Here is a 25,624-nt window from a genome sequence, read left to right as displayed (position 1 = left end):
ACAGCACCACAACCCAACCCCGCGGCCCCAGAGGCGGGGAGAGGACGCCCCCCCCCGGGCCCCCCCCCCCCCCCCCCCCACGCAGCTTCAGGCCCTTGAGATCGTCAAGAGAATTGACCGGCGTCTTGGTCATGATGTCATAGCTGCCATTGACGCCCGCAAACGCCAGATAAACGCCCATCCGCTCGTATTCGTCGCGGTAGTAATCCGGGTAGAGCTCGCTGACCAGCCGGACCGCGGCATAGTCGTCATCCGGCAGCGCGTGCGGCAACTCGTTGGCATGGATCAGGTTGAAGCTCGACGCCGTATAGATCGGATAGGCGGCGGTGATGTCGGTAATGCCGGACACCAGCGCCTTGAACCCGTCGCCGACCGAATGCAGCACCGAGTTCGGGTAGCGCTCGACCTTGATCCGGTTGTCACTGAGCGTTTCCAGATCCTCGGCATAGACCTCGTAGACCTGCTGCCAGGATGCCGAGGTTTCCGGCTGGTTGTAGGACAGTTTCAGGATCACCTCCTGCGCCAGCGCGCCGGTGGTCAGTGCCATTCCTGTCAACAGTCCGGCAGCGATCGTGATGCCGGTTCTTGAAAGTCTGATCTTCATGCTGGGTCTCCTCCCTTAACAAGCTTTCAATCAGGTTGAGTAGCGGGTGAATGCCACCGTGGTGGCGCGGGCCTTCCAGTCGGTCAGCACGTTGACAACGGCCGAACGGCCTTCCGCTACGGCCGCGCGGGCGCGTTCGAGCGCCGGCCGTATATCGTCCGGCGTCTCGACATATTCGCCGTGGCAGCCAAGCGCCTCGGCCAACTTGTCGTAGCGGGTGTAGCCAAGATCCCGGCCCGGCTTCTCGCGCTCGGGATCGCCGGTCCAGCCGCCGTTGAGGCTGATCACCACCAGAACCGGCAGCTTGTGACGGACGGCCGTGTCCAGCTCCATCGCGTTGAAGCCGAAGGACCCGTCGCCGTGCAGCACGATGACTTCGCTGTCCGGCATGGCCGCCTTGGCGCCAATCCCGAACGGCAGGCCGACGCCCATGGTGCCGTAGGTGCCCGAATTCATCCGGTGCGCGGGCTTGAACGTCGGAATGGACTGGCGGCCGTAATTGAGGATTTCCTGACCGTCGACGCAGAGGATGGTGTCGCGGGTCATGAAATCGCGGACTTCGCGGCAGAGGCGAAGCGGATGGATCGGAATGCCGTTATTGGCGAGCGCCGCCTCGGACTTGGCCGTCTTCTCGGCGTTGACCTCGGCAAGATGCATGCGCCAGGCAGCGAAACGCTCGCTCATGCCCTCAATGCGCGGGGTGAGCTGTTCCAGGGCGGTCCTGAGATCGGCGATCGCGCCCACCGAGAGCCCGCGGCTCATCGCGATCTCTTCGCCGTCGATATCGATGCGGACGACCTTGACGTCCTTGTGGAACCGCGGCGCCGCCACATGGCCGGACACATAGTTCATGCGAGTGCCGAGCACGAGCACCAGATCCGCCTCGCGAAAGGCGGTGGCGCGGGCGGCGAGGTGGCACATCGGGTGGTCGTCGGGAACGATGCCGCGACCCTGCGGCGTGGTGAAGAAGGGAATGCCTCCGGTTTCCACCAAGGATGTCAGGACCTCGCCGGCGCCGGACCAGAGCGCGCCGCCGCCGGTGATGATGATCGGACGCTCGGCCGCGCCGATCAGATCGACAATGCGCTCGACATCCGCCTTTGACAGCGCGGGGCGGGGCCGCTCGGTCGGGTTGTCCCTGGGCCACACGACCTGATCGGGTTCGACGTCCTTCGACAACATGTCGGCGGGCAGATCGAGATAGACCGGTCCCGGCTTGCCGCTGGTTGCGATCTGCAGCGCGCGGGCGATGAGTTCGGGAACACGGTGCGGCTCGGTGACGCGCTCGGCCCATTTGACGCAGGGCCGCATCATATCGAGCTGGTCGACATCTTCCTGGAAAACGCCGTGGCCGGACTGATCGCGCGGGGCGGAGCCGCCCAGCAGCAGAACCGGAACGCAGTCGGCCTTGGCATGGGCGGCGCCGGTGGTGAGGTTGGTCGTGCCCGGCCCGGACGCGGACATGCAGGCGGCCACCTTGCCGGTCAGCCGGCAATAGGCCTGCCCCATCATCACCGCCGCCTGTTCGTGACGCACGTCAATGCCGCGCAGGCCGCGGCGCAGCGCGTCCGCCTCTGCCTGCAGCATCGGGGCGCCCATGATATAGAAGAAGGTATCGATGCCGAAGCGTTCCAGCGCTTCCGCAACCAATAGTCCGCCGTTGGTCGTCATTGTCTTGTCCATTCGTTTCAGATGATGCCCTGGCTGCGCAGATCGGCGATGTCGTTCTCGCCCAGCCCCAGAATTTGCGAGAGCGCCTCGCTGGTGTAATTGCCGAGCTTCGGCGCGGGCGTGGATACGTTCGCAGACGACGACATCAGGACCGGCCAGCCGGGAATCGTGACCCGGCCCCTCGTCTCGTGCTCGAAGCTGACGAACACGCCGCGATCATGCATCGACTGGTCCTGTTCCAGCTCCTCGGTGTCCAGCACAGCTCCCGCGGGTACGCCGGCACCGGCCAGGATGCGCATCGCCTCGTGCTTGTCGTAATCCTTGATCCAGTTGCGCACGAGCTCGTCCACCGCCTCGTGATTGTCGGCGCGGGCCTGGGGTGATGCAAAACGAGGATCTTCCGCCAGATCGGTCCGGCCGATCACCCGCAAAAGCGCCTCCCATTGCAAATTGTTCGCGCGGTTCGAATAGACATAGCAATAGTCGTTCGGCCCGCCGCCCTTGCAGGGATAGGCGTCGCTGGGAGCGGTGGTTCCAAGCAGCATCTGGTTGCCGGCGCGCAACGGCGCCTTGCCGTCACGCGCCTGGGCGGCGAAGGCGACGCGGCAGAAATTGACCATGGCATCCTGCATGGCGACGGAAACGAGCTGCCCCTTGCCCGTCCTCCGGCGCTGCAACAGCGCCGCGAGGATACCAATGGTCAGGTGCAGCCCAGCGCCGGTATCGCCCATGGTCGGACCCGGCTTGATCGGCCGTCCGTCGCGATCGCCAGTGATCGCCATGATGCCGCCGGTGGCCTGGGCGATCATGTCGAAGGCCTTGTAGCTCTCATAGGGGCTGCCGCTGGCGAAGCCCTTGATGCGGCCGTAGACGATGCGCGGGTTCATCTCGTGCACGGCCTCCCAGCCGAAGCCGAGCTTTTCCATGAAACCTGGCGTGAAGTTTTCGATCAGCACGTCACACTTGCCGATCAGGTCGCGCAGGAGCTCTTTGCCCCGTTCGGACTTGAGGTTGATGGTGACGCTCTTCTTGTTGGCGTTGAGAACGAGGAAATAGTAGGAATCCATGCCGGGCTTGTCCGCCGAGGCGTAACGGCCCTGCTCGCCGCCCTTCGGATTTTCGATCTTGAGAATCTCGGCGCCCATCCATCCCATGGCCTGGGTCACCGATGTCCCTGCCTCGAACTGGGTAAGATCCAGCACCCGAATTCCCCTGAGCGCCTGATCTGCGACGTCATCCATTTGAAACCTCTTTTTCTATTGCGACTGTGTCTGATGAAGGGGCGCCGGCGTCGCGATCGGCGAGGATCATCTCGGCCGCCTTTTCGGCAATCGCGACAACCGGCGCATGGGTGTTTGATGACGGGACGGTCGGCATGACCGATGCGTCCACGACCCTCAGCCCCGCCACGCCGTTCACGCGGAGCCTCGGGTCGACAACCGCATGCTGGTCGCGGCCCATGCGGCAACTGCCGACCGGGTGGAAGACGGTGGCGCCCGTCCGCTTCATGTAGTCGACCAGTCCCCCGTCATCGGTGCAGTCCGCGCCGGGGCGCACTTCGGTGGCGTTCGCGCCGAAGGCGCTCTCCAGCAGACGACGGTTCCATCGCATCCCGGCAAGCAGCCGGGCGGTATCGTCCGGGTCGGTCATGAAACCGAGATGGAACTGCGGCGGGATATCGGGATCGGCGGAGACGGTCCTGAGCCGGCCGCGGCTTTTCGGCCGCATCAGCCAGGTGCTGCAGGTGATCCCGGCAAATCTGTCAAGCCGCCCGCCGCCTTCGGGCGAATAGCTCGCCGGCGTGAAGACGAATTGCAGATCGGGCTCGGCTTCCGCCGGCGTGCTCTTGACGAAGCCGGTTCCATTGGCGGCCGAATAGGTGAGGATTCCCCGCCCCGTAAGAAGATATCTGAGCGCATGCGCGGCGACGCGCGGAAACCGGGCCTCGCGGTTCAGGCTGGCCCCCTTCTCGATCCGCGCGATGACCCGGACATTGTAGTGATCATGCAGGTTCGCCCCCACATCGCGCCGGTCGACGCGCGGCGCGATCCCCGCGCTCGCAAGCGCGTCTGCGGGCCCGATGCCGGACCTGTGCAACAGGTGCGGGGAATTGATCGCACCGGCCGAAAGGATCACCTCGCGCCGGGCGCGCACCGTTTCCAGCGTTCCGTCCGCCTTGCGGAGCTCGACGCCGCTGACCCGCAGGCCCTCGAACAGAAGCCGCGTGACAAGGACCTGTTTCTGCAGCCGGACGTTTGCGCGTTTGCGCGCGCGGCGCAGATAACCCGTCGCCGCGGTTTCGCGGAACCGTCCGCGTCTCGTCTGCTGGATCCGCGCCAAACCGCTGCCAGGCGTTGCGTTGTAGTCTTCGATGAAGGGGAGTTGAAGATTCCGGCCTGCCTCGAAGAACCGGGCTGTGAGGCTGTGCACCTCGGAGGTCTCCACCGTGATCGGACCATCCGTGCCCCGGCTTGGATCGCCGCCGGAAAAGGCTTCGGACATGCGGAAATACGGCAGCATCGCCGCGTATGACCAGTCCGATCCCGCAATCTCGGCCCACCTGTCATAGTCCGATGGCAGGCCGCGCGATTGCCAGAGACCGTTGATGGTGCCGGATCCGCCCAGGATCTTGCCGCGCGGATAGGGCAGCCTGCGCCCGTCCAGCCCCGGCTCCGGCGCCGTCTGATAGCCCCAGTCTACGCTCGGGTCGCGCAGCAGGTAGTAGAAGCCGGCCGGTATCCGCGACATCGCCCGGCGATCCGTTCCGCCGGCCTCGAGCACGAGGACGGCGGATTTTAAATCCGCCGACAACCGGTCGGCCAGGACGCATCCTGCCGCCCCGGCGCCGATGATGATATAGTCCGGCTCCAATTCGACCTCCACGGTTTTCGGTTTTCTGACTGGTTTGACGCCGCCGCGGCCTCTAGTGACCGGGCAGCAGGCCCTTTACCGGCTCGGCCTCGTCGAGCGCGATGATTTCCTCGGGCGTCATCGCGGCGTATTTGTCCGAAAGCGTGCGGATTTGATCGACAAGCGCCTGCGCCCGCTCAGGATCGGCGCTGTTGGCGACGAAATCGTCCCAGATCGGCGCGAGGCGGTTTTCGATCTCGGCCATGTCCTCCGGCGAGGGTTCGACCGTCGTCACGCCCGCCTCGTCCATCACGGCAAGCGCGTCCCTGGTCAGATTGTCGTAGTGGATCGCGTTGTTCATCGCCGCCTCGCGCCCGGCGACCGCAAGGACGTCTTTCAGATCGTCGGGCAGCGGATCATAGAAATCCGGGTTCATCGCATTCGGAATCCAGATCAGCGCGCCGTTGAGCCGGTAGTTGTATTTGGCGACTTCGTAGAGCCGATAATCGGCCATGGCCGCGGTGCTGAGGATCACCCCATCGACGACGCCCTGCTGGAATGCTGCGTAGGTGTCGCCGATCGAGATGTTGACGGGCACCGCGCCCAGAAGCTCGAGGATGGTGCTGATCAGCCCGCCGGCGGAGCGGATCTTGAGCCCTTTCAGGTCCTCAACCGAATTGACCGGGGTCTTGGTGATGATGTCGTAGGGCGACGTGACGCTGGTGAAGGCAAGATAGGTGCCCAGCCGCTCGAACTCGTCCCGGAAATATTCGGGATACAGTTCGTTGATCACCCGGGTCGCGACGTAAACATTCGGATAGGCCAGCGGAAGCTCGGTCGCCTTCACGAGGTCGAAGCTCGAGGACATGTAAACGGGGAAAGCGGGCGTGACGTCCGTGATATCCCCGGCGATCGCCTTGAAGCCGTCGGGCGCGCTGTGCAGCGTACCGTCCGGAAAAGTCTCGATCGCGATGCGGCCATCGCTGAGCTCGGCGATCCGATCCGCATAGGGGACGTAAACTTCCGTCCATGCCTTTGAATTGCTGGGCTTATAGGTGGACAGACGCAGGGTGTAATCCTCCTGCGCAGCCGCCTCTCCAACGGCCAGCGCGGCGATCAGCGCTATGGCGCCACTCCTCAACAAACACATCATGATCTCCTCCCAGGTCATGTGATGCACCGGCAGAGTAAAACAAACATTCGTTCGTTTTGCAACTCCCGATCGGGCCTGTATCGGCGAGCCGGCAAAAAATATCATATTTACAAACGGTCGTTTGTATGAGACGCTCGGCATTCCTTGGAGGATCGGCTTCAACGGGAACGGAGCAAGGGAGGAAAGAATGTTTATCAAGAAAATCGCAGCCGGGGCCGCGCTCGCACTTGCGCTGTCCGCCGGACCAAGCCTCGCGCAGGAGTTCGAGGTAAAGGTTTCCTATAACCAGCCCGAGACGTCGCCGGCCTGGCAGGAGGTCTTTCAGGCTTATGCCGACGAGCTCGAAGCGCTCAGCAATGGTCGCATCGAAGCCGAAACCTATCCGGGCGGCGTGCTGCACCCGGTCGGCGATGGTTTCAAGGCGCTGGTCAGCGGCGTCACGGACGCGACGGCGGCCTACCCGATCTACATGGCGTCGAGCTTCAACCTGATCCATGCGAACGAACTGCCGCATGCCCTGCCCGACAGCGACATTGCCGCGACCCGCGTCGTCAACGAGATGTACCCGGACTACTACATGGACGAGTATGAGCGGGTTGGCGTCTATCTCGGCTTCTATGCGGTGACGCCATCCTACGACATCCTGTCGCGCAAGCCGATCACGAGCGTCGAGGACCTGAAGGGCATGAAGATCCGCGCCGCCGGCGGCACCATGTCCGAGATCGTCGAGCGTCTGGGCGCGGTGCCCGTCACCATGACCATCACCGACACCTACTCCGCCTTCCAGCAAGGCGTTCTGGATGCCGTCCTGCTCAGCACCGCGGATCTCGGGGCCTATAATCTGGACGAGATCGGCAAGTACAATTACCGGATCGGCATTGGCCGCGTCGCCATCCCGACCGGGTTCAACAAGGCGCTGTACGATTCCATGCCGGAAGATCTGCAGCAGGTGGTTGCCGAAGCCGGCCGTCATGCGGCGATGAACTACGCCAAAATGTACACCAAGCTGACCAATGATGCGCTGGCCGGCATGGAGGCCGAAGGCGTCGAGATCATCGAGCCGTCGGAAGCGGATCTCGCGAAGATCGACGAGCTCCTGGCCCCGATGTACGACGCCTTCATCGAGAAGAACGCCGCGATGAAGGATCCGACGGCCGAGGAAACCCTGGCCCAGCTTGAGCAGCTCACGGAAAAATACAGCGCCATGAGCGACGAGGACATCCTTGTCCTCGATGAGGAGCAGCCGGTCACCGGCGCCTTCCACTGACAGGAGAACGGGTGGGGTCGGCCAATCGCCGGCCCTGCCCGCGTCACTCATACCCCGGACGACATCATGGTACGTTATCTGCTCGTAAGAGCCTCTTCACTGATGTTCGGCGTCGCAGCCTATGTCTGCTACCCCGCGATCCTCGTCATCATCTCGATCGACGTCGTGCGCCGCTACGTTTTCAATTCTCCATGGACATGGTCGCAGGAATTCGCCTCGCTGATGCTGTTCCTCGCGCTTGCGCTGTCCGCGCCCGCGGCCTGGCTCGCCGGGGTTCACATCCGGGCGGAGTTTGTCCGGGCCAACGTGTCGCCCAAAGCGAAATCACGCATCGAGCGCGTGGTCTGGCTGCTTTTGGTTCTTGCGAGCGTGGCGCTGGCCTACCAGTGCTGGAAAGACGGCAGGATGATGATCCTCTTCAACGAAAACTCGCCTGAGCTGGACCTTCCGCATGTCTGGTTCCGCTTCGCGCTCGGCCTGTCCGCCATCATGACCGGCCTTGTCGGGCTCTGGGGCCTCGTCACGGGCCATGTGGCCGATGCGGACAGTTCCGAGCACGAGGAGATAATCGAATGATCCCGGTGATCCTCAGCTTCGGAGTCCTGCTTGCGCTGATCGCGCTGGGTATCCCGATCGGCCTGGCCATGATCAGCATCGGCCTGGCCGGCCTCTATTTCGTGGGAACGCTGAACAGCGCCCTTGCCCAGATGACGCTGGTCTACTGGTCGGAGGGCACCAGCTTTCTGCTGCTGTCGCTGCCCTTCTACATCCTGATGGGCAATCTCATCCATCACACCGGCATCGCGCGCAGCCTGTATCGCAGCGCGTCGCTCTGGCTGAACTGGCTGCCCGGCGGTCTTGCCATTGCTTCGGTTTTCGCCTGCGCGGGCTTCGGGGCCGTCAGCGGCTCCAGCGCCGCCACCGCCAGGACCATGGGCGGCATCGTCATTCCTGAGATGAAGCGCTACGGCTATGGCATGCGTCTGGGAACCGGCGTGATGTCGGCGTCGGGCACGCTCGGTATCCTCATTCCGCCCAGCATCATCATGGTCTTCTACGGCCTGATGACCGAAACTTCGATCGGCGATCTGTTTGTCGCGGGCATCGTGCCCGGCATCTGCATCTCGATCATTTTCGCGCTGATCGTCCTGGTCACCGCGGCCATCCGGCCGAAAGAGGTAGGCCAGAAGATCGACCCGGCAAGCTTCACCAGGCGCGACATGCTGATATCGCTTTTCGAGGTTCTGCCGGTTCTGGGCATCTTTGCGGTCATCCTCGGCGGCCTCTACCTCGGCGTCTTCACGCCGACCGAGGCCTCGGCCATCGGCGTGGTGGCCGTGCTGCTGTACGGAGCGATTTCGCGCAAGCTGAGCATGGCTGCCGTCCGCAACGCGCTGACGGACAGCGCGCTGACAACCGCGATGCTGTTTCTTATCATCGTGGGCGGATATCTGTTCACCCGGTTTCTCGCGCAAACCGGGCTAATGGGCGCCATCCTCGGTTTCATGAACAGCCTCGACCTGAATTATTGGGAATTCATCATCGCGGTGACGATCCTGTACCTCGTGCTCGGCTGCATTCTCGACCTGTTCGGCATGCTGATCCTGACGGTCCCGATCCTGTTTCCCTTTGCCATGTCGCTTGGCATCGATCCGGTCTGGTTCGGCATCTACATCGTGATCGTCGCCGAGGTCGCGCTGGTGACGCCGCCGATCGGGGTGAATGTCTACATCATCAACGCGGTGGCCAAGGACGTGCCGCTCGGTACGATCTTCCGAGGCTGCATCCCCTTCGTGGCGGGCATGCTACTATTCGTCGCCGCCCTGGCGGTCTGGCCCCAGATCGCACTGTTCGCAATCCGATAGGAGGAACCCGTCTTGATCATCACGGCCATTATCGACCTGCAGGAAAGACTTGTGCCCGCAATGGCGGGGTCCGACGCCATGGTGGCGAATGCCGCGAAACTGGTCGCCGGGTCGAAGGAATTCGCCCGCCCGATCGTTGTGACAGAGCAGAACCCGGACAAGCTGGGCGGAACGGTCGCCGAACTGCAGATCGATCGGGAGACGGCGATCGCGAAGATGTCATTCGACTCCTCCGACCTGATCCTGCCCGCCTCGGGGGCGGTCGAGACGGTGGTGCTGGCGGGTTGCGAGGCGCATATCTGCGTGCGCCAGACAGTGCGCGGGCTCAGGGCCCGCGGCATCGATGTGGTCGTCGCGGTGGATGCGATCGGCTCCCGGAAAGACATCGACTATCGCACCGCTCTTCAGTCGATGCGCGACATGGGCGCACGGCTGGAAACGGTGGAATCCATCCTGTTCGACTGGCTCGGCACCGCCGAGCACGACAGTTTCCGCAAAATCTCACGGCTGATCCGGTAGGTTTGCGGAGCCGAATGAGGACGGGGCCCGGTGACGGGCCCCGTCTTCTCATTTGTCGTTGCGCCAGTCCCATGCCGGCCGGCGTTTTTCGAAGAAGCTCGCCATGCCTTCCGCCGCATCGGCCCAGTCCCACATGTCCGCGACCCGGTCGACGGTATAAATGAAGTTCTCATCATGATTGTGCCGGTCGACATAGCGGATCAGGTTCTTCGCGGCGGCGATCGCCTTGGGCGAGCAGCGCAACGCCAGATCGACCTCGCGTTCCACCGCGGCGTCCAGATCATCGGCCTCGACCGCCATGCTCAAAATGCCGTATCCGACCGCCTCTTCGCCGCTGAACGGCCTGGCGTTCAGGAACAGCCACCTGGCATTCGCCTCGCCCATGCGCTTGACCACATAGGGCGCGATCATCCCGGGCAGCATGCCAATGCGCGATTCCGTGATCGCGAAGGTTTCGCTCTTCAGACCGATCGCGATGTCGCAGGTGGAGACCAGGCCAAGGCCGCCGGCATAGGCCGCGCCATTGATCCGGCCGATCAGCGGCTTGCTCAGGAAATCGAGTTCCCGCAACCAGCTGGCCAGCTTCTGGGCCTCGGCGATGCGTTCCTCGCGCGGCCGGCCGGACTGGCTCTGCTGATATTTGAAATCGCCGCCGGCGCAGAAGGCTTGGCCCTCGCCCGACAGCACCACGACACGGACCTTCGGGTCATTGTCGTAATCGCGCACGACCGTGCGCGCCTCGTCATACATCGTGCCATTCATGGCATTGCGCACCTCCGGTCGCGCCAGCGTCAGGTAGCCCACCCCCCTATCGTCGACATGCGCCTTGATCGTCTGAAATGTCATCCGTCCCTACCTTGTTTCGATTACAGGATTTACAAACAGTCGTCCGTTAGTTTAATGTCGTCAAGAGCGTTGATCAACCATTGATACCGAAATGCGAGACGAAGAGATGCGGAATGAACTCGAAGCAAAGCGCCGCAAGGCGCTGGAAGGCGGCCAGGGCAAGGCCCGCGACAAATACATCAAGTCCGGCAAGCTGCTTGTTCGCGACCGGCTGAAGCTGCTGTTCGATGATGGATTCGCCTTCGAGGACGGCCTTCTCGCGGGCAGCGAACGTGACCTGCCCGGCGACGGCATCGTCACATGCATCGGCAAGGTGAACGGCCAGGATGTCGCCGTCATCGCCAATGACATGACCGTCAAGGCCGGCACCTGGGGCCCGCAGGCGCTGTTGAAGTTCAACCGGATGCAGGATCTCGCGCTCGAGGCCGGGATACCGATCGTCTACCTCGTCGATTCGGCCGGCGCGCGCATCGACGAGCAGAAATCGCTGTTCCTCGGTCGCAATGGCTGGGGCAATATCTGGTACAAGCAGGTTCAGATCTCCGGCCGCGTGCCGCAGGTCTGCGTGCTGTTCGGGCCGTCGCCGGCCGGCGCGGCCTATGTTCCGGGCCTGTGCGATCTGGTGATCATGGTGGACAAGCAGGCCTCGGCCTTCCTCGGCTCGCCGCGCATGGCCAAGATGACCATATCCGAAGACGTCACCGACGAGCAGATGGGCGGCGCACGGCTGCACTGCATGTTCAGCGGCCTTGGCGATGTTCTGGTCAAGGACGATGCCGAGGGCATCACACGGGCCAAGGAATACCTCTCCTACCTTCCCGGCAACTGGGAGGAACCCGCCCCGCTTGCCGCGCCTGTGGCCGCCGAGCCGGCTGCCGCCGCCCGCATCAACGAAGTGGTGCCGAAAAACCAGAACGTCCCCTATGACGTTCACGACCTGATCGACGGGCTTGTCGACGAGGGCACCTTCTTCGAGGTGAAGGCGCTTTACGCCAAGGAAATGACCGTTGGTTTCGCGCGGCTCGGCGGCCGGCCGGTCGGCATTGTGGCCAACAATTCAAAGCACAAGGGCGGGGTGATCTTTTCCGACACCTCCGACAAGGCGGCCCGTTTCATCTGGACCTGCAACGCCTACAACGTGCCGCTGCTGTTCCTTCAGGACGTCAGCGGCTACATGATCGGCAGCTCGGTGGAGAAGGGCGGCATCATCCGCCATGGCGCGAAACTGTTGTCCGCGGTCTGCGAATCCACCGTGCCGCGGATCTGCGTGCTGGTCCGCAAGGCCTATGGCGGCGGGTATCTGGCAATGTCGGGGGCGCCCACGCATCCCGACGCGATGCTGGCCCTGCCAACGGCGATGCCGGCCCTGGTCGGCCCCGAGGCCGCCGTCAATGCGATCTATTACAACAAGATCATGGAACTGCCCGAAGAGGACCGGGCGGAGTTCATCCGCCAGAAACGGGATGAATTTGCGCAGGACATCGACGTCTACAAGGCCGCCGCAGATACGTTCGCGGCGGAGGACGTGCTCGCCGCGGACACGCTTCGCGACGATCTCATCAAGCGTTTCGCAATCTACAGCCGCCGGAAAGCGCAGGTCATCCCGCGCCGCTCCGCCGTTCATCCCGTCTAAGGAGAGTATAAAAAATGGCAAAAACGATCGATTCCATCATGGCCGGAAACGTCTGGAAGATACTGGTCAAGGAAGGCGACAGTTTCGACATCGGCGAGACTGTGGCAATTCTTGAGTCGATGAAAATGGAGATCAACATCGAGGCCGATGATTCCGGCACGGTGGACAAGCTGATGGTTGCCGAAGGCGATACCGTCGATGAAGGCACGTCGCTCTTCAGTTATTCCTGATACGCACAGCCAAGGACGGGAGGATAGTAAAATGATGCGAATGGATGTCGGCTCTCATGTCACCCACAATGCGGGGCGGTTTCCGGACAAGACGGCTCTTATCCAGGACGACCGCAAGGTGACCTATGCCGAGCTGGACCGCGTGTCCAACCGGATCGCCAACGCGATACGCGCAACCGGCGTCAACAGCGGCGATCGCATCGCCATGGTGATGCATTCGACGATAGACTGGGTCGAGGCCTTCGTCGGCATCATCAAATCCGGCTGCGTGGCGGTTCCGCTGAACTACCGGCTGATGGCCCATGAAATCGCGGCGCTCATCGCAGATTCGGGCGCCCGGATCGTGTTCGTGAGTTCTGATCTTGTCGGGCTGACCTCCGAGGTTTCGGGGATCGACAAGCAGGTTATCTTCGATACCGCGGATCGCGCTGCGTTCCTGGCCGATGCATCGTCGGCGCCCTGCGGCGTGGAGGTTGACCGCGCGGGGACCAAGGTCATCATTTACACCGGCGGCACGACCGGCCCCTCCAAGGGCGTCATGCTCTCGCATGAAAACGTGTTCTGGAATACGCTGCACGAAGCCATCGACACCCGGATGCACGAGGACGACAACACCATGTTGCTCACCCCGCTGCATCACGCCGCCGCGCTGAACTGCTGGCTGCTGCCGCATCTCTATCTTGGCGCCACGGCGACGATCGTTCCGAAATACGATCCGGCGCTGGCCATCGCAACCATCGAAAAGCACAAGGTGACGAACGCCTTCACGCCGCCCTCGATGGCGCGCGACATCTTCAACCACTCCGACGCCCAGAAAACGGACCTCAGCTCATTCCAGCGCTGGTATGTCGGCGGCGCCAACCTGTCGCGGCGCGACCGTGACCGGATGCACGCCCTGATCCCCGGCGTGGAAATCTTCTTCCAGTACGGCTTGTCCGAAGCCGGCGTGATCGTGACGGTGCTCAAGGAAAAGGATTATGAACGAGCGCCGCAGGGCTCGATCGGCCGCACCTTCCTGAACTTCGACGTCAAGATCCTCCGCGAGGATCTGAGCGATGCCGAAAGGGGCGAGGTCGGCGAGATCGCCGTACGCGGACCGAGCGTGATGAAGGGCTACCACAACAAGCCCGATGCCACCGCCAAGACCTTTCACGAGGGCTGGCTCCGGACCGGCGACATGGGGTCGATGGACGAAAACGGTTTCGTCCAGTTCCACGACCGCCTGAAGGACATGGTCAAGACCGGCGGGCTGAACGTCTATTCCCAGGAAGTCGAGCAGGCACTGCTTAGGCATCCTTCGGTGCGCGAAGCGGCGATCCTTGGCTTCCCGAGCGAGAAATGGGGCGAGGAAGTGGTCGCGGTCGTCGTATGCCAGGATGGCTGCGCGGAGGATGCGGCCGAACTGATCGCCTTTGCAAAAACCGAACTCGCCGGCTACAAGGTGCCCAAGCGGATCGTTTTCCTCGGCTATGGCGAAATTCCGATCAACGACAGCGGCAAGATCGCCAAGAAGGAGCTCAGGGCCAGGCTGGTCCCCGACAAGGAAGCGGAAGATGTCTGAACAGATGATGCCGACGGACCTCTTGAAGGGGCAGACGATCCTGGTCACGGGCGCGGGACAGGGCAATGGACGCGCGATCGCTCTCGGCATGGCCGCTGCCGGGGCACGCATTCTGTGCGCCGACCTGAACGCCGACACCGCGGCCGATACCGCGCAGGCCTGCGGCGCGGACGCCCGCTCCTTTGCCCTCGACATCTCGGATCGCGACAGCGTGCTTGCCGCGGCGGCGGAAATCGAGTCGTCCTGCGGCCCGATCGACTGCCTGGTCAACAATGCGGGCATCCTGCTCAGGGGCCGCGTCGAGGAAGACCCCGACATCGAGAAGTGGAAGAAGACCTTCGATGTCAATGTGACCGGAACCTATTCGGTCGCCATGGCGTTTCTGGATCAGCTCAAGGCGACCAGGGGTTCGATCATCAATATCGGGTCGATCCAGTCCTTCGTCGCCACCCCGAACTCCACCGCCTACACCGCCTCCAAGGGCGCGGTCCTGCAGATGACGAAATCCCTTTCCGTCGAGCTTGCGCGCTACGATATCCGGGTGAATGGAATCGCCCCCGGTGTGATGCGCACGCCGATGACGGTGGAGACGCTGTCCAACGAGAAGGCGTCGGCCGCGCTGCTGAACCATATTCCCATGGGCCGCGCGGGCGAGCCGGAAGAACTCGCCGGACCTGCGGTGTTTCTGGCTTCGAGATTGGCGAGCTATGTCACGGGTGTTATGCTGCCCGTCGACGGAGGGTATCTGTCTGTTTGATGAATCTGGCGGGAAGTTACATTGAGAACACTGGGATCCAAGGGCGAGGTTACCGAAAAGCTGCTGCGCGAGGCCGGCATACGCCTGATCGCGCGGCACGGCTATGACGCGGTCAGCCTCAGGCATCTTGCAAAGGAAGTCGGAATTCAGGCCGGTTCCCTCTACAACTACATCAGCAACAAGCAGGACTTTCTGCATGCGCTGATGGGCGACATCATCCGCGACCTGAACAGCGACATGGAACAGGCGATGGCGGGTCTGGAAGACCCGCTCGAAATGCTCCGCGCCTTTATCCGGGTGCACATTCTGTTCCACACCAAGCGCAAGGACGAAGTCTTCATCGGCAATATGGAGCTGCGCAGCCTTACCGAAGAAAATCGGGCCGACATCGTGAAGATGCGCGACGAATATGAGGACCGGCTGGACCACATTCTGAAGAAGGGTCAGGAAAGCGGCATCTTCAGATTTTCGAACCGCCGCACCGTCCGGCTCGCCCTGTTCGCCATGCTCACCCAGATCGCCAACTGGTACAGCCCGAAGGGCAAGGAAAGCATCAGTTCCATCACCGAAGAATATATCGACCTCGCCGTCGCCATGCTGCGCGTGCCGGAAGAGCACCTGATGGAAGCGGCATAGGCGCCCGCCGGATCAGCGGACGCCGATAGTCCTGATCAGTTGCGGAAGCGGCTCAGGCTTCCGGCGTGCATGACCTTTCCGGGCAGGGTATGGCCGAACATGGCCTCGGCCATGCGCGCGGTTTCAATCAGCGCGTCGAGGTCCACGCCCGTGCTGATGCCCATCTCCTCACACATGAAGACGATATCTTCGGTGCAGACATTGCCGGCCGCGCCCTTGTGATCGGCAAACGGGCAGCCGCCGAGCCCGGCGGTCGAGCTGTCGAACTGGTCGACGCCCATGCGCAGGGCGGCATAGACGTTCGGCATTCCGGTGCCCCTTGTGTCGTGCAGATGCAGCCCGACCCGCAGATCGGGGTAGCGTTCCCGCAGCGCGCCGACCCTTTCCTCGATATCGCGCGGCGTCGCGAAACCCACCGTATCGGCAAGATAAATGCCCTTGAGCGGCTGCGAATACTCCTTCGCCAGTTCCACGATCCTGGCCGCCATGTCCATCACCCGGTCGATCGGCACATGACCTTCATAGGTGCATCCGAAGGCCGTCATGATGTAACCCCACTCAAGCACGATATCGTGAGCGCGGTAGGTCTCCAGCCATTTGCGCTGCTCGTCGAAGGTCTGTTCGATGTTCTTGTTGGTGTTCTTGATCGAAAAGGTCTCGGATGCCGTGACGCGCAGCGACCCCATGATGTCGAGCGGCAGAGTGAGCGCGCGCTCCAGTCCCTGCTGGTTCAGCCAAAGCCCGGTATAGCGAACGCCGTCGCGCTTGGGGATGGCGCGGGCAACCTCGTCCGCATCGGCCATGCTCGGCACCCGCTTGGGGTTGACGAACGACACGCAGTCGATCTGCTTGAGACCGGTCGCGGCAAGAGAGTCGATCAACTCCACTTTCTGATCCACCGTCAACTGCGCCTTCTCGATCTGGATGCCTTCGCGCGGGCCTTCTTCGTGCAGATGTATGGCCTTCGGAAAGTCGCTCATTGTTTTATGCCCTTGCATCTCGTTTTGTAAACTAACGTATGTTTGTATATAATATTGAGGCGTTTTCTTCAAGCCTTGTTCCCGTCAGGGTGCTAGGATCGAAGGATGGATGGAGGAAGCTTTGGGTATCATCAGTCAAACGCGAGGACCGGTGGCTTGGGTGTCGATCGACAGGCCGGCCAAGCTGAATGCAATCGATCCCGAGACGCATGAGGCGCTGGCCGCGCTCTGGCCAGAACTGGAGGCCGACGATCAGGTGCGGGTCATCGTTCTGACCGGGACGGGAGACCGGTCCTTCTGCGCCGGGGCCGACATCGGAACCTTTCTGCCGTATCTGGCATCGGCGATCGAAGCGGGCAACGACCCGCAACATTTCTGCGGCCTGACCAACCGGCGGCTGGGCAAACCGTTGATTGCCGCGATCAACGGCGACGCCATGGGCGGCGGGCTTGAGCTTGCGCTGGCCGCGGATATTCGGATCGCCTCCGATCATGCGCGGTTCGCGCTTCCCGAAGTGCGGATCGGCGCGATGGCGGGCGCCGGCGGCGTCACCCGGCTGAGACGCATGATCCCGCCCGCCGTCGCCGAACACATGATCCTGACCGGAGAGCCGATCAGCGCCGCGCGCGCCTGCGAGATCGGCCTGGTCTCCGAGATCGTGCCGGGGGCGGAGCTTGCGGCGCGGGTGTCACAGATCGCCCACCGCATCGCCGCCATGCCGCCACAGACAATCCGCGCCTGCCGGGAACTGGCCGACGACCACCACCTGCCGATCGACGCCGCACTTGAGAATGAAAGGGCCGCGTTCCGCACCCTGATGCATTCACAGGTGCTGCGCGACAATCTTGCGCGGTTCTCGCAGGAACGGACCCGCATGTTCAGCGGATCGGAATAATACCAAGGACCGACGATTCCGATGGGCTGCAGCCAAATCTAGATCAGGTCCTTGATGTTTTCTTCGACGAATTTCGTGTGCAGCCGATCCGCTCGGAATTCCGGATGTCGCACGAGATTTCGCAAGAACGCGACATTCGTCCTCAGCCCCTCGAATTCGGTTGCGTCGAGCGCCTCGGTCAGCCGGTCAATCGCCTGATCGCGGTCTTCCCCCCAGGCGATCACCTTCATCAACAGGCTGTCGTAATAGGGCGTGATCGCGTCACCTGCCTCAAACCCCGTATCGACGCGGATATCGGGCAGGTCCGGAAGGCTCAGCCCTTCGATCTTGCCGGGGCTGGGGATGAATTGCTTGTCGGGGCGTTCCGCACAGACCCGCACTTCGATTGCGTGGCCATGGTCGCGGACGGCCTCCTGCGTCAGCTCCCGCGACAGGTCCTCGCCGAGCGCCTGTCTGATCTGCAGCTGCACAAGATCCAGGCCAGTGATCATCTCGGTAACGGGATGTTCGACCTGCAGGCGGGTGTTCATCTCCATGAAGTAGAACGCACCGGTCTCGTCGTCGTAGAGATATTCGACCGTGCCCGCGCCGACATAATTTGTGGCTTTGGCCAGCGCGACGGCCGAATCCAGCATGCCCTGCGCCGCTTTCGACTCGAGACGTCTCGGGCGGGCCTCCTCGAGGATTTTCTGGTAACGCCGCTGGGCGGAGCACTCGCGATGCCAGAGATGCACCGCCCCCTCGCCGCCGAAGCCGAAGACCTGCACCTCGATATGGCGGGCACGGCGAACGAGCTTTTCCAGATAGACGGAAGCGTCCGAAAACGCCCGCTCGGCCTGTGCCGAGGTGGTCTGCACGGCGGCCACCAGCTTGTCGACCGTCTCGACCGGGCGCAGGCCGATCCCGCCCCCTCCCCCGGCCGCCTTGACCAGCACCGGAAAGCCGATCTGTTCGCCTGCGGCGAGAATTCCCTCCGCGTCCGCGGGGTCCAGTTTCGGCGTGCCCTCCAAAACCGGCACGCCGGCGTCGCGGGCCACGGCGCGCGCCTCGTTCTTGTCCCCCATCATCCGGATCGTCTCCGCCGACGGCCCGATAAAGGCGATGCCGGCGCGCTCGCAGGCATCGGAAAAGCCGGTGTTTTCCGACAGGAAACCGTAGCCGGGATGGACGGCGGCGGCGCCGACGCGCTTGGCGACATCCAGTATCCGCCCGGCATCGAGATAGCTTTCCGTCGGCCGCGCGGGGCCGATCTCGTGCGCTTCGTCAGCGAGGCGCACGTGCAGCGCGGTTTTGTCCGCCTCGGAATAGACGGCGACGGCCTCATACCCCATTTTCTGCACGGAACGGATGATGCGGCAGGCGATCTCGCCACGGTTGGCGATGAGAATCTTCTTGGTCATGTTCTACCTCGTGGCGTCAGAACGAGCGGGGGAAACCGAGCCAGCGTTCGGCGATCATGTTCAGCGACATGTTCTGGTTGAGCGGCGCGAAGGAATAGAGCCGGACGTCGCGATAATAGCGCTGAATCGGCAGGTCCATGTCGAAGCCGGCGCCCGCGAAAATCTCCATCCCGGTATCGGTGCAGTCCACGGCGGCACGGGCCGACGCCCATTTCGCCATCGAGCTCAGCACGTCCGTCGCCTCGCCGGCCTCATCGCGGCGGGCGGCTTCCATCACCATTGACCAGGCGGATTCGATGGCGATGCCCGCCACCGCCAACTGGTGCTGGACGGCCTGGAACTGGCCGATCGGCCGCCCGAAGGCCTGACGGTCGGCGGCATAGTCGCGCGTGACCTCGATCGCGCCGCGTCCGATGCCGACGGCCACCGCGGCCGCGTTGATTCTTTCGCCGTTGAGCGTCGCGACCACCTGCGGAAACCCGTTGTCGAGCTGACCGAGGATGGCATCGCCCGGCACGCGGACATTGTCGAGCGACAGCGCATTGGTGTCGTAGCCATTGATCGCCATCGTGCTCAGCTCCGTGGCCGAGACGCCTTCGGCGCACGTGGGAACGAGGAACATGGACAGGCCCCGGCTCCGATGCTCTCCTGTGCGGGCAAGGACGACCATGATGTCGCTGGTCGAAGCGCCGCTGATCCACATCTTGTTGCCGGAAATCAGCCAGTCGTCGCCGTCGCGCACGGCCTTGGTCTTCATCGAGGCTAGAATATCTGTGCCGCCGCCGGCTTCGGTCAGGCAGAAGGAGGCCTTGGTCTGCCCCTTGAGCAGCGGCGCCAGATATTCCGCCTTCTGCGCATCGCTGCCGTTTTCCTTGATGATGCGCGTGATCATGTAATGCACGACCATGAAGACCGCCATCGACGTTGCTTTGCGCCCGAGCACCTCAAGCACGATGGCCTGTTCCACGACACCGCCGCCGCTGCCCTCCATTTCTTCCGGTATGCCGATGCCCATTATGCCCAGTTCGGCGAGGGCGGCATGCAGATCCGTGTCGAAGGTCTTGGCATTGTCGAGCCGCTGAACCTTGGAGACCGGAGAGACGCGATCGATCGTTCCCTCCAGGGCCTCGCGCAGCATTTCCTGTTCGGGTGTGACGTTTATGAGTTGCGGCAGCATTTCGACCTCCTTGGCGCCTATTCTCAGGCATGATTATCTGTTTGACAAAAGAACGGCTGTTTGTTTTTATACGTGAGGAGGAAGCGATGATCAAGATTACATACAGCATATTCGCAAGAAAGGATCTGGCTCCCAATATTGTTCGCTCCAGATGGATGGACGATCACGGGGGCATGGTGCGTCGCTTTTCCCAAAAGCTTCGGCTGGCGCGCTACGTCCAGACCCTGCGAACGCCGCACAGGCTCGTGGGCGTGATGGCCGCCTCCAGAAACCAGCCGGCGCAATACCCGTTCGGCATGGCCGAACTCTACTGGCAAAGCCGGGAAGACCTGGAATGGTCCTTCACCGACGAGGAGGCGCGCGAATGCTACCGCCAGCTTCTGGAGGACGAGAAGCGGTTCGCCGAACGGACGGAGTGGATGCCCTGGATCGGGGCTGAACATGTGGTCATAGACGGAGAGATTACCCATGGATGAACGCGACCTGTTCGGTCCCGTCACAATCGGCGGCATCGAACTGAAGAACCGGATCGCGATGGCGCCGATGACCCGCAGCCGCGCGGATTTCGAGGGAAATGTCAGCCCGCTTGCCGCCGAATATTATGCGCAGCGGGCGTCGGCGGGGCTGGTCATCACCGAGGCCATCGCCATCAGCCCGCAGGCCCATGGCTATCCGTTCACGCCGGGCATCTGGTCGGCCGAGCAGCGTGCGGCATGGCGTGCCGTAACCGATGCGGTCCATGCGGCGGGCGGGCATATCTGCGCGCAGCTCTGGCATGTCGGGCGGGTCTTCTCGAAGCGCAACAACCCGCTCGGTCTGGAAGCGCTCGGGCCGTCAGCGGTGGCGCCGGCCTTCAAGATTTTCACCAAGAGCGGGGTCGAGGATATCGCAACGCCACGGCCGATGACCGCCGTGGACATTGCGCAAACGATCGAGGATTTCGCAACGGCCGCATTCGCAGCACTCGAAGCGGGCTTTGATCTGGTCGAACTGCACTGCGCCAATGGCTACATCATCGAACAATTCCTGTCCGACGAAGCCAATCAGCGCACCGATGCTTATGGCGGCTCGCGGCAAGCCAGGCTCAAGTTCTTCTCCGATATCCTAGACGCCATCCGCGCCAGAGCGGGCGACCTTTCCCGGATCGGCATCCGTCTGTCGCCGTTTGGCGATTTCAACGGCATCCGCCACAGCGACCCCATGGGCGTATTCCGCGATGTGCTGGGGCTGATCGAAAATCAGGGGCTAGCCTATCTCCACATCATCGAGCCTTCGATTTCCGGCGATGGAAGCCGGCGCGTGGCCGGCGAAGCCGAAGCGCCGGACGTCCTCGCCATCGCGCGGGCGGCGTTTTCGGGCCCGATCATCGCCTGCGCCGACTACGACCACGCCCGCGCGCAAGATGCCATCCGCACGAACCGCGCCGACATGATCGCCTTCGGGCGCCCCTATATCTCGAACCCCGACCTTGTCGAACGCCTGAAGGCGGGCGTCGCGCTTGCCGAATACGACCGGTCGACTTTCTACACCCGCGGAGCGAAAGGATATGTCGATTATCCCCGCATGCTTTCCGCGAAAGCAGATGCCAACACCTGACGCAGAGGAGTAATGCGATGGAAAAGGTAGTGCCAATCGTCACGCGGGCTGGAGCCGAGGACAAGAGAACCGCGCAGTCGGATGACTGCGTGCGGGTCTCGGGGGTCAGCCCGCAACACACCCCCGCCACCAAGATCTGGTTCGGCAAGGTTTCCAACGAACCGGGTCACCGCTCGCCGCCGCATCACCACAAGGAGTGCGAGACGGGCGGCTATGTGCTGAAGGGTCATGGCCGGATCTATTTCGGCGAGGACTACAAGGAATATACCGACATGTACGAGGGCGATTTCGTCTTCGTTCCGCCGTTCATGCCTCATGTCGAGGTCAATATGAGCACCACGGAAGAGCTGATCTGGCTGACCTGCCGCACCCCCGACAATCTGGTCGAAAACCTTCCGGATGTGCCGGACGAACAGCTTGAAGGCTACCGCCGGTCCTGACCGCGTCCCTGGAGATCACCATGCAGAACGCCACTCCACTCTCGCAAAGCCTGCCCGGCACGCTCGCCCGATCCTTCGGCGCCGTCGTTCTCGGCTCCATCCTGATGACCCTTGCGGCCAAGTACCAGGTGCCCTTCTACCCGGTGCCCGTGTCGCTTCAGACGCTTGTCGCCATTGGCATCGGCTTTGCCTTCGGCCCGGTTCTCGGGTCGCTCTCGGTCCTCTTCTACCTCGTCGAGGGCGCGTTCGGGCTTCCGGTCTTTGCCAACGCGCCTGAACGCGGGATCGGGCTGGCTTACATGATGGGGCCAACCGGGGGCTATCTCGTCGGCTTCGTGCTGGCGGCGGCGACCGCGGGCCTACTGTCACGAAGGCTCCGCCTCAGGCGCTACTGGTCCGCGCTGGTCGTGGCGCTTGCCGCCGGGGCCATCGTGTATCTTCCCGGCCTTGCCTGGCTGGGCGCGCTTATCGGCTATGACAGAACGCTGCTGGACGCCGGGTTCTACCCGTTCCTGCCAGGCGATCTCATCAAGGCCGGCATCGCGGCGCTGGTCTATGTTCAGGCCATGCGCTTTTACGACCACAGAAAGGCGTGAGCCGCGATGCGACTGCTGAGCTACAAAACGGCTGACGAGGCCCCCGACTTCGGCGTGCTGACCGCCGATGGTCAGGGCGTCGTCAGCCTTTCCTCCCATGCCCCGTCCCTGAAGACCTTTCTGGGACTGGACAATTGGCAGGACATCGCGGCCGGGGCGGAAACCGCCCCGACAACGGCCGCTCTGGCAAATATCGTCTTTCTGCCCGTCATTCCCGATCCGGCCAAGATTTTCTGCGTGGGCGTGAACTACGCCAGCCACCTCAAGGAAACCGGGCGCGCCCTGCCCGAAAAGCCGATGATCTTCACGCGGTTCGCGCAGTCCCAGACGGGACACGACCAGCCGATCATCCGTCCGGTCGTCTCCGAGAAACTGGATTTCGAGGGCGAGCTTGCCGTCATCATCGGGTCGCATCTGCGTTACGCGCCCCCGGAGGCAGCGCTTGCCGCCGTTGCCGGATACAGCTGCTATAATGATGGCAGCATCCGGGACTGGCAGCGCCACACGACGCAGTTCACGCCCGGCAAGAACTTCCCCTCAACCGGCGCCTTCGGCCCCTGGATGGTGACGCGCGAAGCGTTCGGCACCGTCGGCCCGCAGAAGATCGTGACGCGGCTGAATGGCGCGGTGATGCAGGACGGCCAGCTCGACGATCTCATCTTCGACGTCGGCCATCTGGTCTCCTACATGTCATATTTCTGCGCCCTGGAACCGGGAGACGTCATCATCACCGGCACCACCGGCGGGGTCGGCGCCTTCCGCGATCCCCCGGTCTGGATGAAACCCGGCGATATCGTCGAGGTCGAGATCGACGGCATTGGCGTGCTGCGCAATCCGGTGGAGGCCGAAGCGCCCTTGCAGGACGCGGTCTGGTGATGAGCGCGCGCGAAAAGGGAGCCGGACCGCTTCTCGCCGGCAAGGTGATCCTGATCACAGGGGCCGCATCCGGGATCGGCCGGGCCGCCGCGATCCTGGCCGCGCGGGAAGGGGCGCGGGTCTTCATCGCCGACCTTGACCTCGCCGGCGCGCGTGCCGCCCAGGTCGAGATCGAGGCGGAGGGCGGCGCTGCGGAGGCGCTGCGGGTGGACCTTTCGGATGCCTCCACGATTTCCGCGATGATTGCGCATGTGATGGCGGCGGCCGGCCGTCTTGACGGCGCGGTGAACGCCGCCGGCATCGGCGTCGGCGCTGTGGGGTCGGCTGGACAAAAGATCGGCGAAATCGCGCCGGAAGCCTGGAGCCGGATGCTCGACATCAACCTGACGGGCGTGTGGCGTTCGATGCAGGAGGAGCTCAGGGTCATGAAGGCGGGCGGCGCGATCGTCAACATGGCCTCGGTTGCCGGGCTGATGGCCTTTCCCAATGCCGGGGCCTATGTGGCGGCGAAACACGGGGTGATCGGTTTGACCAGGGCCGCGGCGGTCGATTACGGGCCTTCGGGGATAAGGATCAACGCCCTGTGTCCCGGCTATACCGACACGCCCCTCATCGCGCATGTCCCGCCTGCCGCCCGCGCGGCGCTGAGCGCCAGAATTCCGCTGCGCCGGCTGGCAGAACCTGAGGAGATTGCAATTCAGGCGCTGTGGATGCTGTCCGACCGCGCCTCCTATCTGAACGGCGCGGCGCTGGCGGTGGATGGCGGCCACACCGCATGTTGACCGGGTTCCGCTGCCGGACAGGACGGTGATTTCAAGCGCCTCCCGCGGTGGCGAGGTGCCCCATCGATGGCCTTGCCGGCTGGGACGGCGGGCGTTGCAGGCGGGCCGACGCGGATAACGGGTTTCTGACGTGTCAATGAAACTGTGCAGACTGTAGAGGAGACATAAGCACATGATAGGTAAGCTTAAAACGGCAGCGATCGCTTCCGCTATTTTCATGATGTCGGGTCAGGTCATGGCTGAGGAGGTCACGATAAAACTGTCCTACAACAATCCCGATACCACGCTGGCATGGCAGAGCGTCTATGAGCCTTACGCCCGGGACCTGGAGACCCTGAGCGACGGACGCATCAAGGTGGACAGATATCCGAACGGCGTTCTGCACCATGTGACCGAGGGCTTCAAGGCGCTGGCGTCCGGGATCGTCGATGTCGCTCCTGCCTACCCCGTTTACATGGCCTCGAGCTTTCAACTGATCCATGCCATGGATCTGCCCTACGTCCTCCCGGACAGCAATATCGCCGCCGGCCGGGTCGTGAACGAAGAATACGCCGACTACATGCGCCCGGAATATGAAAAGATGGGCATCTACCTGGCCTTCGCCGGCACAACGGCGACTTACGACATACTCGCCGATGTGCCGATCAACACGCTGGAAGACCTGAAGGGCCTCAAGATCCGCGCGGCCGGAACGACCGCCACCGAGATCGTCACGCGCCTCGGCGCGGTTCCGGTCAACATTTCGGTCGCCGATGCCTATTCCGCACTGCAGAGCGGGGTTGTCGACGGCGCGTTCCTGGCGCCCGGCGATATGGAGGCCTACAACCTTCACGAACAGGCCCAGCATCTCTACAGAACACGCGCCGCGCGGGTTTTCGTCGCCATCGGCATGCGCAAGGACATGTATGATGGCCTTCCCGAGGACCTGCAGAATGTCTTCAAGGAGGCCGGCAACAATGCCATGATCAACATGGCGGAGATGTACGAACAACTCACATCCGAAGGGCTCGAGAAGATGGCAGCGGAAGGCGTGACCATTGTCGAACCGTCAGCAGAGGACAGGGCCGAGATCCGCCGCCGGCTGGATCCGATGATCGGCGAGTTCCGCGAGAAGAACAAGGACTTGCAGGATCCGTCGGTGGACGAGGTGCTTTCCTCCCTCGCCGCACTTTCGGCGGAATACGGTGACCTTTCGGACGAGGAAGTCCTGACGATCTGGAAGAACGATCCGATCGAAAACTTCCTGCCGTGATCGGCCGCTGAAACTGCACAGGAGTGAACAGGGCGGCG

At 63.0% G+C, this 25,624-nt stretch carries 26 protein-coding genes; 17 read left to right on the top strand and 9 right to left on the bottom strand.

Translation table 11 applies throughout. The annotated features are described in order from the left end of the window. From V6765_RS03385 to dctP, 5 genes are all read right to left on the bottom strand, one after another. Positions 1 to 604: TRAP transporter substrate-binding protein (locus V6765_RS03385; protein ID WP_448426449.1), on the bottom strand; the 604-nt coding region annotated here is incomplete at its 3' end. Between the two features lie 30 nt (positions 605 to 634). Continuing rightward, the gene (locus V6765_RS03380) at positions 635 to 2,275 is read right to left on the bottom strand and encodes a thiamine pyrophosphate-binding protein (RefSeq protein ID WP_448426448.1); all 1,641 of its coding nucleotides are present in this window, start codon (positions 2,273 to 2,275) and stop codon (positions 635 to 637) included. A 17-nt stretch (positions 2,276 to 2,292) separates the two neighbouring features. Then, complete coding sequence (locus tag V6765_RS03375) at positions 2,293 to 3,516, bottom strand: CaiB/BaiF CoA transferase family protein (RefSeq protein ID WP_448426447.1); 1,224 nt, start codon at positions 3,514 to 3,516, stop codon at positions 2,293 to 2,295. Then, entirely contained in the window at positions 3,509 to 5,158 is a 1,650-nt protein-coding gene (locus V6765_RS03370; RefSeq protein WP_448426446.1) for a GMC family oxidoreductase, read from the bottom strand. The genes V6765_RS03375 and V6765_RS03370 overlap by 8 nt, the downstream gene beginning before the upstream one ends. 40 nt (positions 5,159 to 5,198) lie before the next feature. Further along, a complete protein-coding gene (gene dctP, locus V6765_RS03365) occupies positions 5,199 to 6,275 on the bottom strand; it encodes a TRAP transporter substrate-binding protein DctP (protein ID WP_448426445.1) in 1,077 nt (358 codons plus the stop codon). A 190-nt stretch (positions 6,276 to 6,465) separates the two neighbouring features. Between dctP and V6765_RS03360 the strand changes: the two genes are divergently transcribed. The 4 genes from V6765_RS03360 (at position 6,466) to V6765_RS03345 (ending at position 9,929) form a co-directional block, all read left to right on the top strand. Next, entirely contained in the window at positions 6,466 to 7,545 is a 1,080-nt protein-coding gene (locus V6765_RS03360) for a TRAP transporter substrate-binding protein (protein WP_448426444.1), read from the top strand. A gap of 66 nt (positions 7,546 to 7,611) precedes the next feature. After that, complete coding sequence (locus V6765_RS03355) at positions 7,612 to 8,121, top strand: TRAP transporter small permease (RefSeq protein WP_448426443.1); 510 nt, start codon at positions 7,612 to 7,614, stop codon at positions 8,119 to 8,121. After that, positions 8,118 to 9,410 carry a TRAP transporter large permease gene (locus tag V6765_RS03350; protein ID WP_448426442.1) on the top strand — a complete coding sequence of 431 codons (1,293 nt, stop codon included), beginning with the start codon at positions 8,118 to 8,120 and terminating at the stop codon, positions 9,408 to 9,410. Before V6765_RS03355 ends, V6765_RS03350 begins: the two co-directional genes overlap by 4 nt. 12 nt (positions 9,411 to 9,422) lie before the next feature. Next, the gene (locus V6765_RS03345) at positions 9,423 to 9,929 is read left to right on the top strand and encodes an isochorismatase family protein (RefSeq protein WP_448426440.1); all 507 of its coding nucleotides are present in this window, start codon (positions 9,423 to 9,425) and stop codon (positions 9,927 to 9,929) included. Between the two features lie 48 nt (positions 9,930 to 9,977). Here V6765_RS03345 and V6765_RS03340 read toward each other — a convergent pair whose 3' ends face one another. Beyond that, a complete protein-coding gene (locus V6765_RS03340) occupies positions 9,978 to 10,775 on the bottom strand; it encodes an enoyl-CoA hydratase-related protein (protein ID WP_448426439.1) in 798 nt (265 codons plus the stop codon). Between the two features lie 106 nt (positions 10,776 to 10,881). Between V6765_RS03340 and V6765_RS03335 the strand changes: the two genes are divergently transcribed. The 5 genes from V6765_RS03335 to V6765_RS03315 are packed head-to-tail and all read left to right on the top strand — an operon-like array spanning position 10,882 to position 15,592. Next, a complete protein-coding gene (locus V6765_RS03335) occupies positions 10,882 to 12,408 on the top strand; it encodes an acyl-CoA carboxylase subunit beta (RefSeq protein ID WP_448426438.1) in 1,527 nt (508 codons plus the stop codon). A 14-nt stretch (positions 12,409 to 12,422) separates the two neighbouring features. Next, complete coding sequence (locus tag V6765_RS03330) at positions 12,423 to 12,638, top strand: acetyl-CoA carboxylase biotin carboxyl carrier protein subunit (protein ID WP_448426437.1); 216 nt, start codon at positions 12,423 to 12,425, stop codon at positions 12,636 to 12,638. 31 nt (positions 12,639 to 12,669) lie between these two features. Then, a complete protein-coding gene (locus V6765_RS03325) occupies positions 12,670 to 14,199 on the top strand; it encodes a class I adenylate-forming enzyme family protein (protein ID WP_448426435.1) in 1,530 nt (509 codons plus the stop codon). Beyond that, complete coding sequence (locus V6765_RS03320) at positions 14,192 to 14,956, top strand: SDR family NAD(P)-dependent oxidoreductase (RefSeq protein WP_448426433.1); 765 nt, start codon at positions 14,192 to 14,194, stop codon at positions 14,954 to 14,956. Before V6765_RS03325 ends, V6765_RS03320 begins: the two co-directional genes overlap by 8 nt. A 21-nt stretch (positions 14,957 to 14,977) precedes the next feature. Then, entirely contained in the window at positions 14,978 to 15,592 is a 615-nt protein-coding gene (locus tag V6765_RS03315) for a TetR/AcrR family transcriptional regulator (RefSeq protein WP_448426432.1), read from the top strand. A gap of 35 nt (positions 15,593 to 15,627) precedes the next feature. Here V6765_RS03315 and V6765_RS03310 read toward each other — a convergent pair whose 3' ends face one another. Next, positions 15,628 to 16,572, bottom strand: coding sequence for a hydroxymethylglutaryl-CoA lyase (locus tag V6765_RS03310; RefSeq protein WP_448426430.1), 945 nt, complete (start codon positions 16,570 to 16,572; stop codon positions 15,628 to 15,630). A 160-nt stretch (positions 16,573 to 16,732) separates the two neighbouring features. Between V6765_RS03310 and V6765_RS03305 the strand changes: the two genes are divergently transcribed. Further along, on the top strand, positions 16,733 to 17,467 hold the full coding sequence (locus tag V6765_RS03305; protein ID WP_448426429.1) for an enoyl-CoA hydratase/isomerase family protein: 735 nt from the start codon (positions 16,733 to 16,735) through the stop codon (positions 17,465 to 17,467). 38 nt (positions 17,468 to 17,505) lie between these two features. On the opposite strand, the gene V6765_RS03300 is transcribed toward V6765_RS03305, so the two are convergent. Next, positions 17,506 to 18,867 (bottom strand): acetyl-CoA carboxylase biotin carboxylase subunit, encoded by a 1,362-nt coding sequence (locus tag V6765_RS03300; RefSeq protein ID WP_448426427.1) that lies wholly within the window; start codon positions 18,865 to 18,867, stop codon positions 17,506 to 17,508. A gap of 16 nt (positions 18,868 to 18,883) precedes the next feature. After that, positions 18,884 to 20,044: an acyl-CoA dehydrogenase family protein gene (locus V6765_RS03295; protein ID WP_448426425.1), complete on the bottom strand. Its 1,161-nt coding sequence runs from the start codon at positions 20,042 to 20,044 to the stop codon at positions 18,884 to 18,886. Positions 20,045 to 20,130: 86 nt separating this feature from the next. On the opposite strand from V6765_RS03295, the gene V6765_RS03290 reads away from it, so the two are divergent. The 7 genes from V6765_RS03290 (at position 20,131) to V6765_RS03260 (ending at position 25,586) form a co-directional block, all read left to right on the top strand. Further along, a complete protein-coding gene (locus V6765_RS03290) occupies positions 20,131 to 20,520 on the top strand; it encodes an EthD domain-containing protein (protein WP_448426424.1) in 390 nt (129 codons plus the stop codon). After that, positions 20,513 to 21,640: an alkene reductase gene (locus V6765_RS03285; RefSeq protein WP_448426423.1), complete on the top strand. Its 1,128-nt coding sequence runs from the start codon at positions 20,513 to 20,515 to the stop codon at positions 21,638 to 21,640. Before V6765_RS03290 ends, V6765_RS03285 begins: the two co-directional genes overlap by 8 nt. Before the next feature lie 17 nt (positions 21,641 to 21,657). Continuing rightward, on the top strand, positions 21,658 to 22,080 hold the full coding sequence (locus V6765_RS03280) for a cupin domain-containing protein (RefSeq protein WP_448426421.1): 423 nt from the start codon (positions 21,658 to 21,660) through the stop codon (positions 22,078 to 22,080). A gap of 20 nt (positions 22,081 to 22,100) precedes the next feature. Further along, positions 22,101 to 22,676: a biotin transporter BioY gene (locus V6765_RS03275; RefSeq protein ID WP_448426420.1), complete on the top strand. Its 576-nt coding sequence runs from the start codon at positions 22,101 to 22,103 to the stop codon at positions 22,674 to 22,676. A gap of 6 nt (positions 22,677 to 22,682) precedes the next feature. Next, entirely contained in the window at positions 22,683 to 23,552 is an 870-nt protein-coding gene (locus V6765_RS03270) for a fumarylacetoacetate hydrolase family protein (protein ID WP_448426418.1), read from the top strand. Continuing rightward, positions 23,552 to 24,334, top strand: a complete 783-nt coding sequence (locus V6765_RS03265) for an SDR family NAD(P)-dependent oxidoreductase (protein ID WP_448426417.1) — start codon at positions 23,552 to 23,554, stop codon at positions 24,332 to 24,334. The genes V6765_RS03270 and V6765_RS03265 overlap by 1 nt, the downstream gene beginning before the upstream one ends. Positions 24,335 to 24,506: 172 nt before the next feature. Continuing rightward, positions 24,507 to 25,586 carry a TRAP transporter substrate-binding protein gene (locus tag V6765_RS03260; RefSeq protein WP_448426415.1) on the top strand — a complete coding sequence of 360 codons (1,080 nt, stop codon included), beginning with the start codon at positions 24,507 to 24,509 and terminating at the stop codon, positions 25,584 to 25,586. Positions 25,587 to 25,624 lie beyond the last annotated feature (38 nt).

Source organism: Martelella sp. FOR1707 (assembly GCF_053484265.1).
The sequence above is the reverse complement of the archived record's forward strand: the minus strand, read 5'-3'. Positions and strand labels throughout refer to the sequence as shown.

Bases quoted from the DNA above. Each gene is read 5' to 3' on its own strand.
- V6765_RS03295 (WP_448426425.1), bottom strand. From the start codon at position 20,044: ATGCTGCCGCAACTCATAAACGTCACACCCGAACAGGAAATGCTGCGC.
- V6765_RS03335 (WP_448426438.1), top strand. From the start codon at position 10,882: ATGCGGAATGAACTCGAAGCAAAGCGCCGCAAGGCGCTGGAAGGCGGC.
- V6765_RS03310 (WP_448426430.1), bottom strand. From the start codon at position 16,572: ATGAGCGACTTTCCGAAGGCCATACATCTGCACGAAGAAGGCCCGCGC.
- V6765_RS03355 (WP_448426443.1), top strand. From the start codon at position 7,612: ATGGTACGTTATCTGCTCGTAAGAGCCTCTTCACTGATGTTCGGCGTC.
- V6765_RS03265 (WP_448426417.1), top strand. From the start codon at position 23,552: ATGAGCGCGCGCGAAAAGGGAGCCGGACCGCTTCTCGCCGGCAAGGTG.
- dctP (WP_448426445.1), bottom strand. From the start codon at position 6,275: ATGTGTTTGTTGAGGAGTGGCGCCATAGCGCTGATCGCCGCGCTGGCC.
- V6765_RS03380 (WP_448426448.1), bottom strand. From the start codon at position 2,275: ATGACGACCAACGGCGGACTATTGGTTGCGGAAGCGCTGGAACGCTTC.
- V6765_RS03350 (WP_448426442.1), top strand. From the start codon at position 8,118: ATGATCCCGGTGATCCTCAGCTTCGGAGTCCTGCTTGCGCTGATCGCG.
- V6765_RS03320 (WP_448426433.1), top strand. From the start codon at position 14,192: ATGTCTGAACAGATGATGCCGACGGACCTCTTGAAGGGGCAGACGATC.
- V6765_RS03375 (WP_448426447.1), bottom strand. From the start codon at position 3,516: ATGGATGACGTCGCAGATCAGGCGCTCAGGGGAATTCGGGTGCTGGAT.
- V6765_RS03275 (WP_448426420.1), top strand. From the start codon at position 22,101: ATGCAGAACGCCACTCCACTCTCGCAAAGCCTGCCCGGCACGCTCGCC.
- V6765_RS03280 (WP_448426421.1), top strand. From the start codon at position 21,658: ATGGAAAAGGTAGTGCCAATCGTCACGCGGGCTGGAGCCGAGGACAAG.
- V6765_RS03360 (WP_448426444.1), top strand. From the start codon at position 6,466: ATGTTTATCAAGAAAATCGCAGCCGGGGCCGCGCTCGCACTTGCGCTG.
- V6765_RS03300 (WP_448426427.1), bottom strand. From the start codon at position 18,867: ATGACCAAGAAGATTCTCATCGCCAACCGTGGCGAGATCGCCTGCCGC.
- V6765_RS03330 (WP_448426437.1), top strand. From the start codon at position 12,423: ATGGCAAAAACGATCGATTCCATCATGGCCGGAAACGTCTGGAAGATA.
- V6765_RS03325 (WP_448426435.1), top strand. From the start codon at position 12,670: ATGATGCGAATGGATGTCGGCTCTCATGTCACCCACAATGCGGGGCGG.
- V6765_RS03290 (WP_448426424.1), top strand. From the start codon at position 20,131: ATGATCAAGATTACATACAGCATATTCGCAAGAAAGGATCTGGCTCCC.
- V6765_RS03270 (WP_448426418.1), top strand. From the start codon at position 22,683: ATGCGACTGCTGAGCTACAAAACGGCTGACGAGGCCCCCGACTTCGGC.
- V6765_RS03260 (WP_448426415.1), top strand. From the start codon at position 24,507: ATGATAGGTAAGCTTAAAACGGCAGCGATCGCTTCCGCTATTTTCATG.
- V6765_RS03285 (WP_448426423.1), top strand. From the start codon at position 20,513: ATGGATGAACGCGACCTGTTCGGTCCCGTCACAATCGGCGGCATCGAA.
- V6765_RS03340 (WP_448426439.1), bottom strand. From the start codon at position 10,775: ATGACATTTCAGACGATCAAGGCGCATGTCGACGATAGGGGGGTGGGC.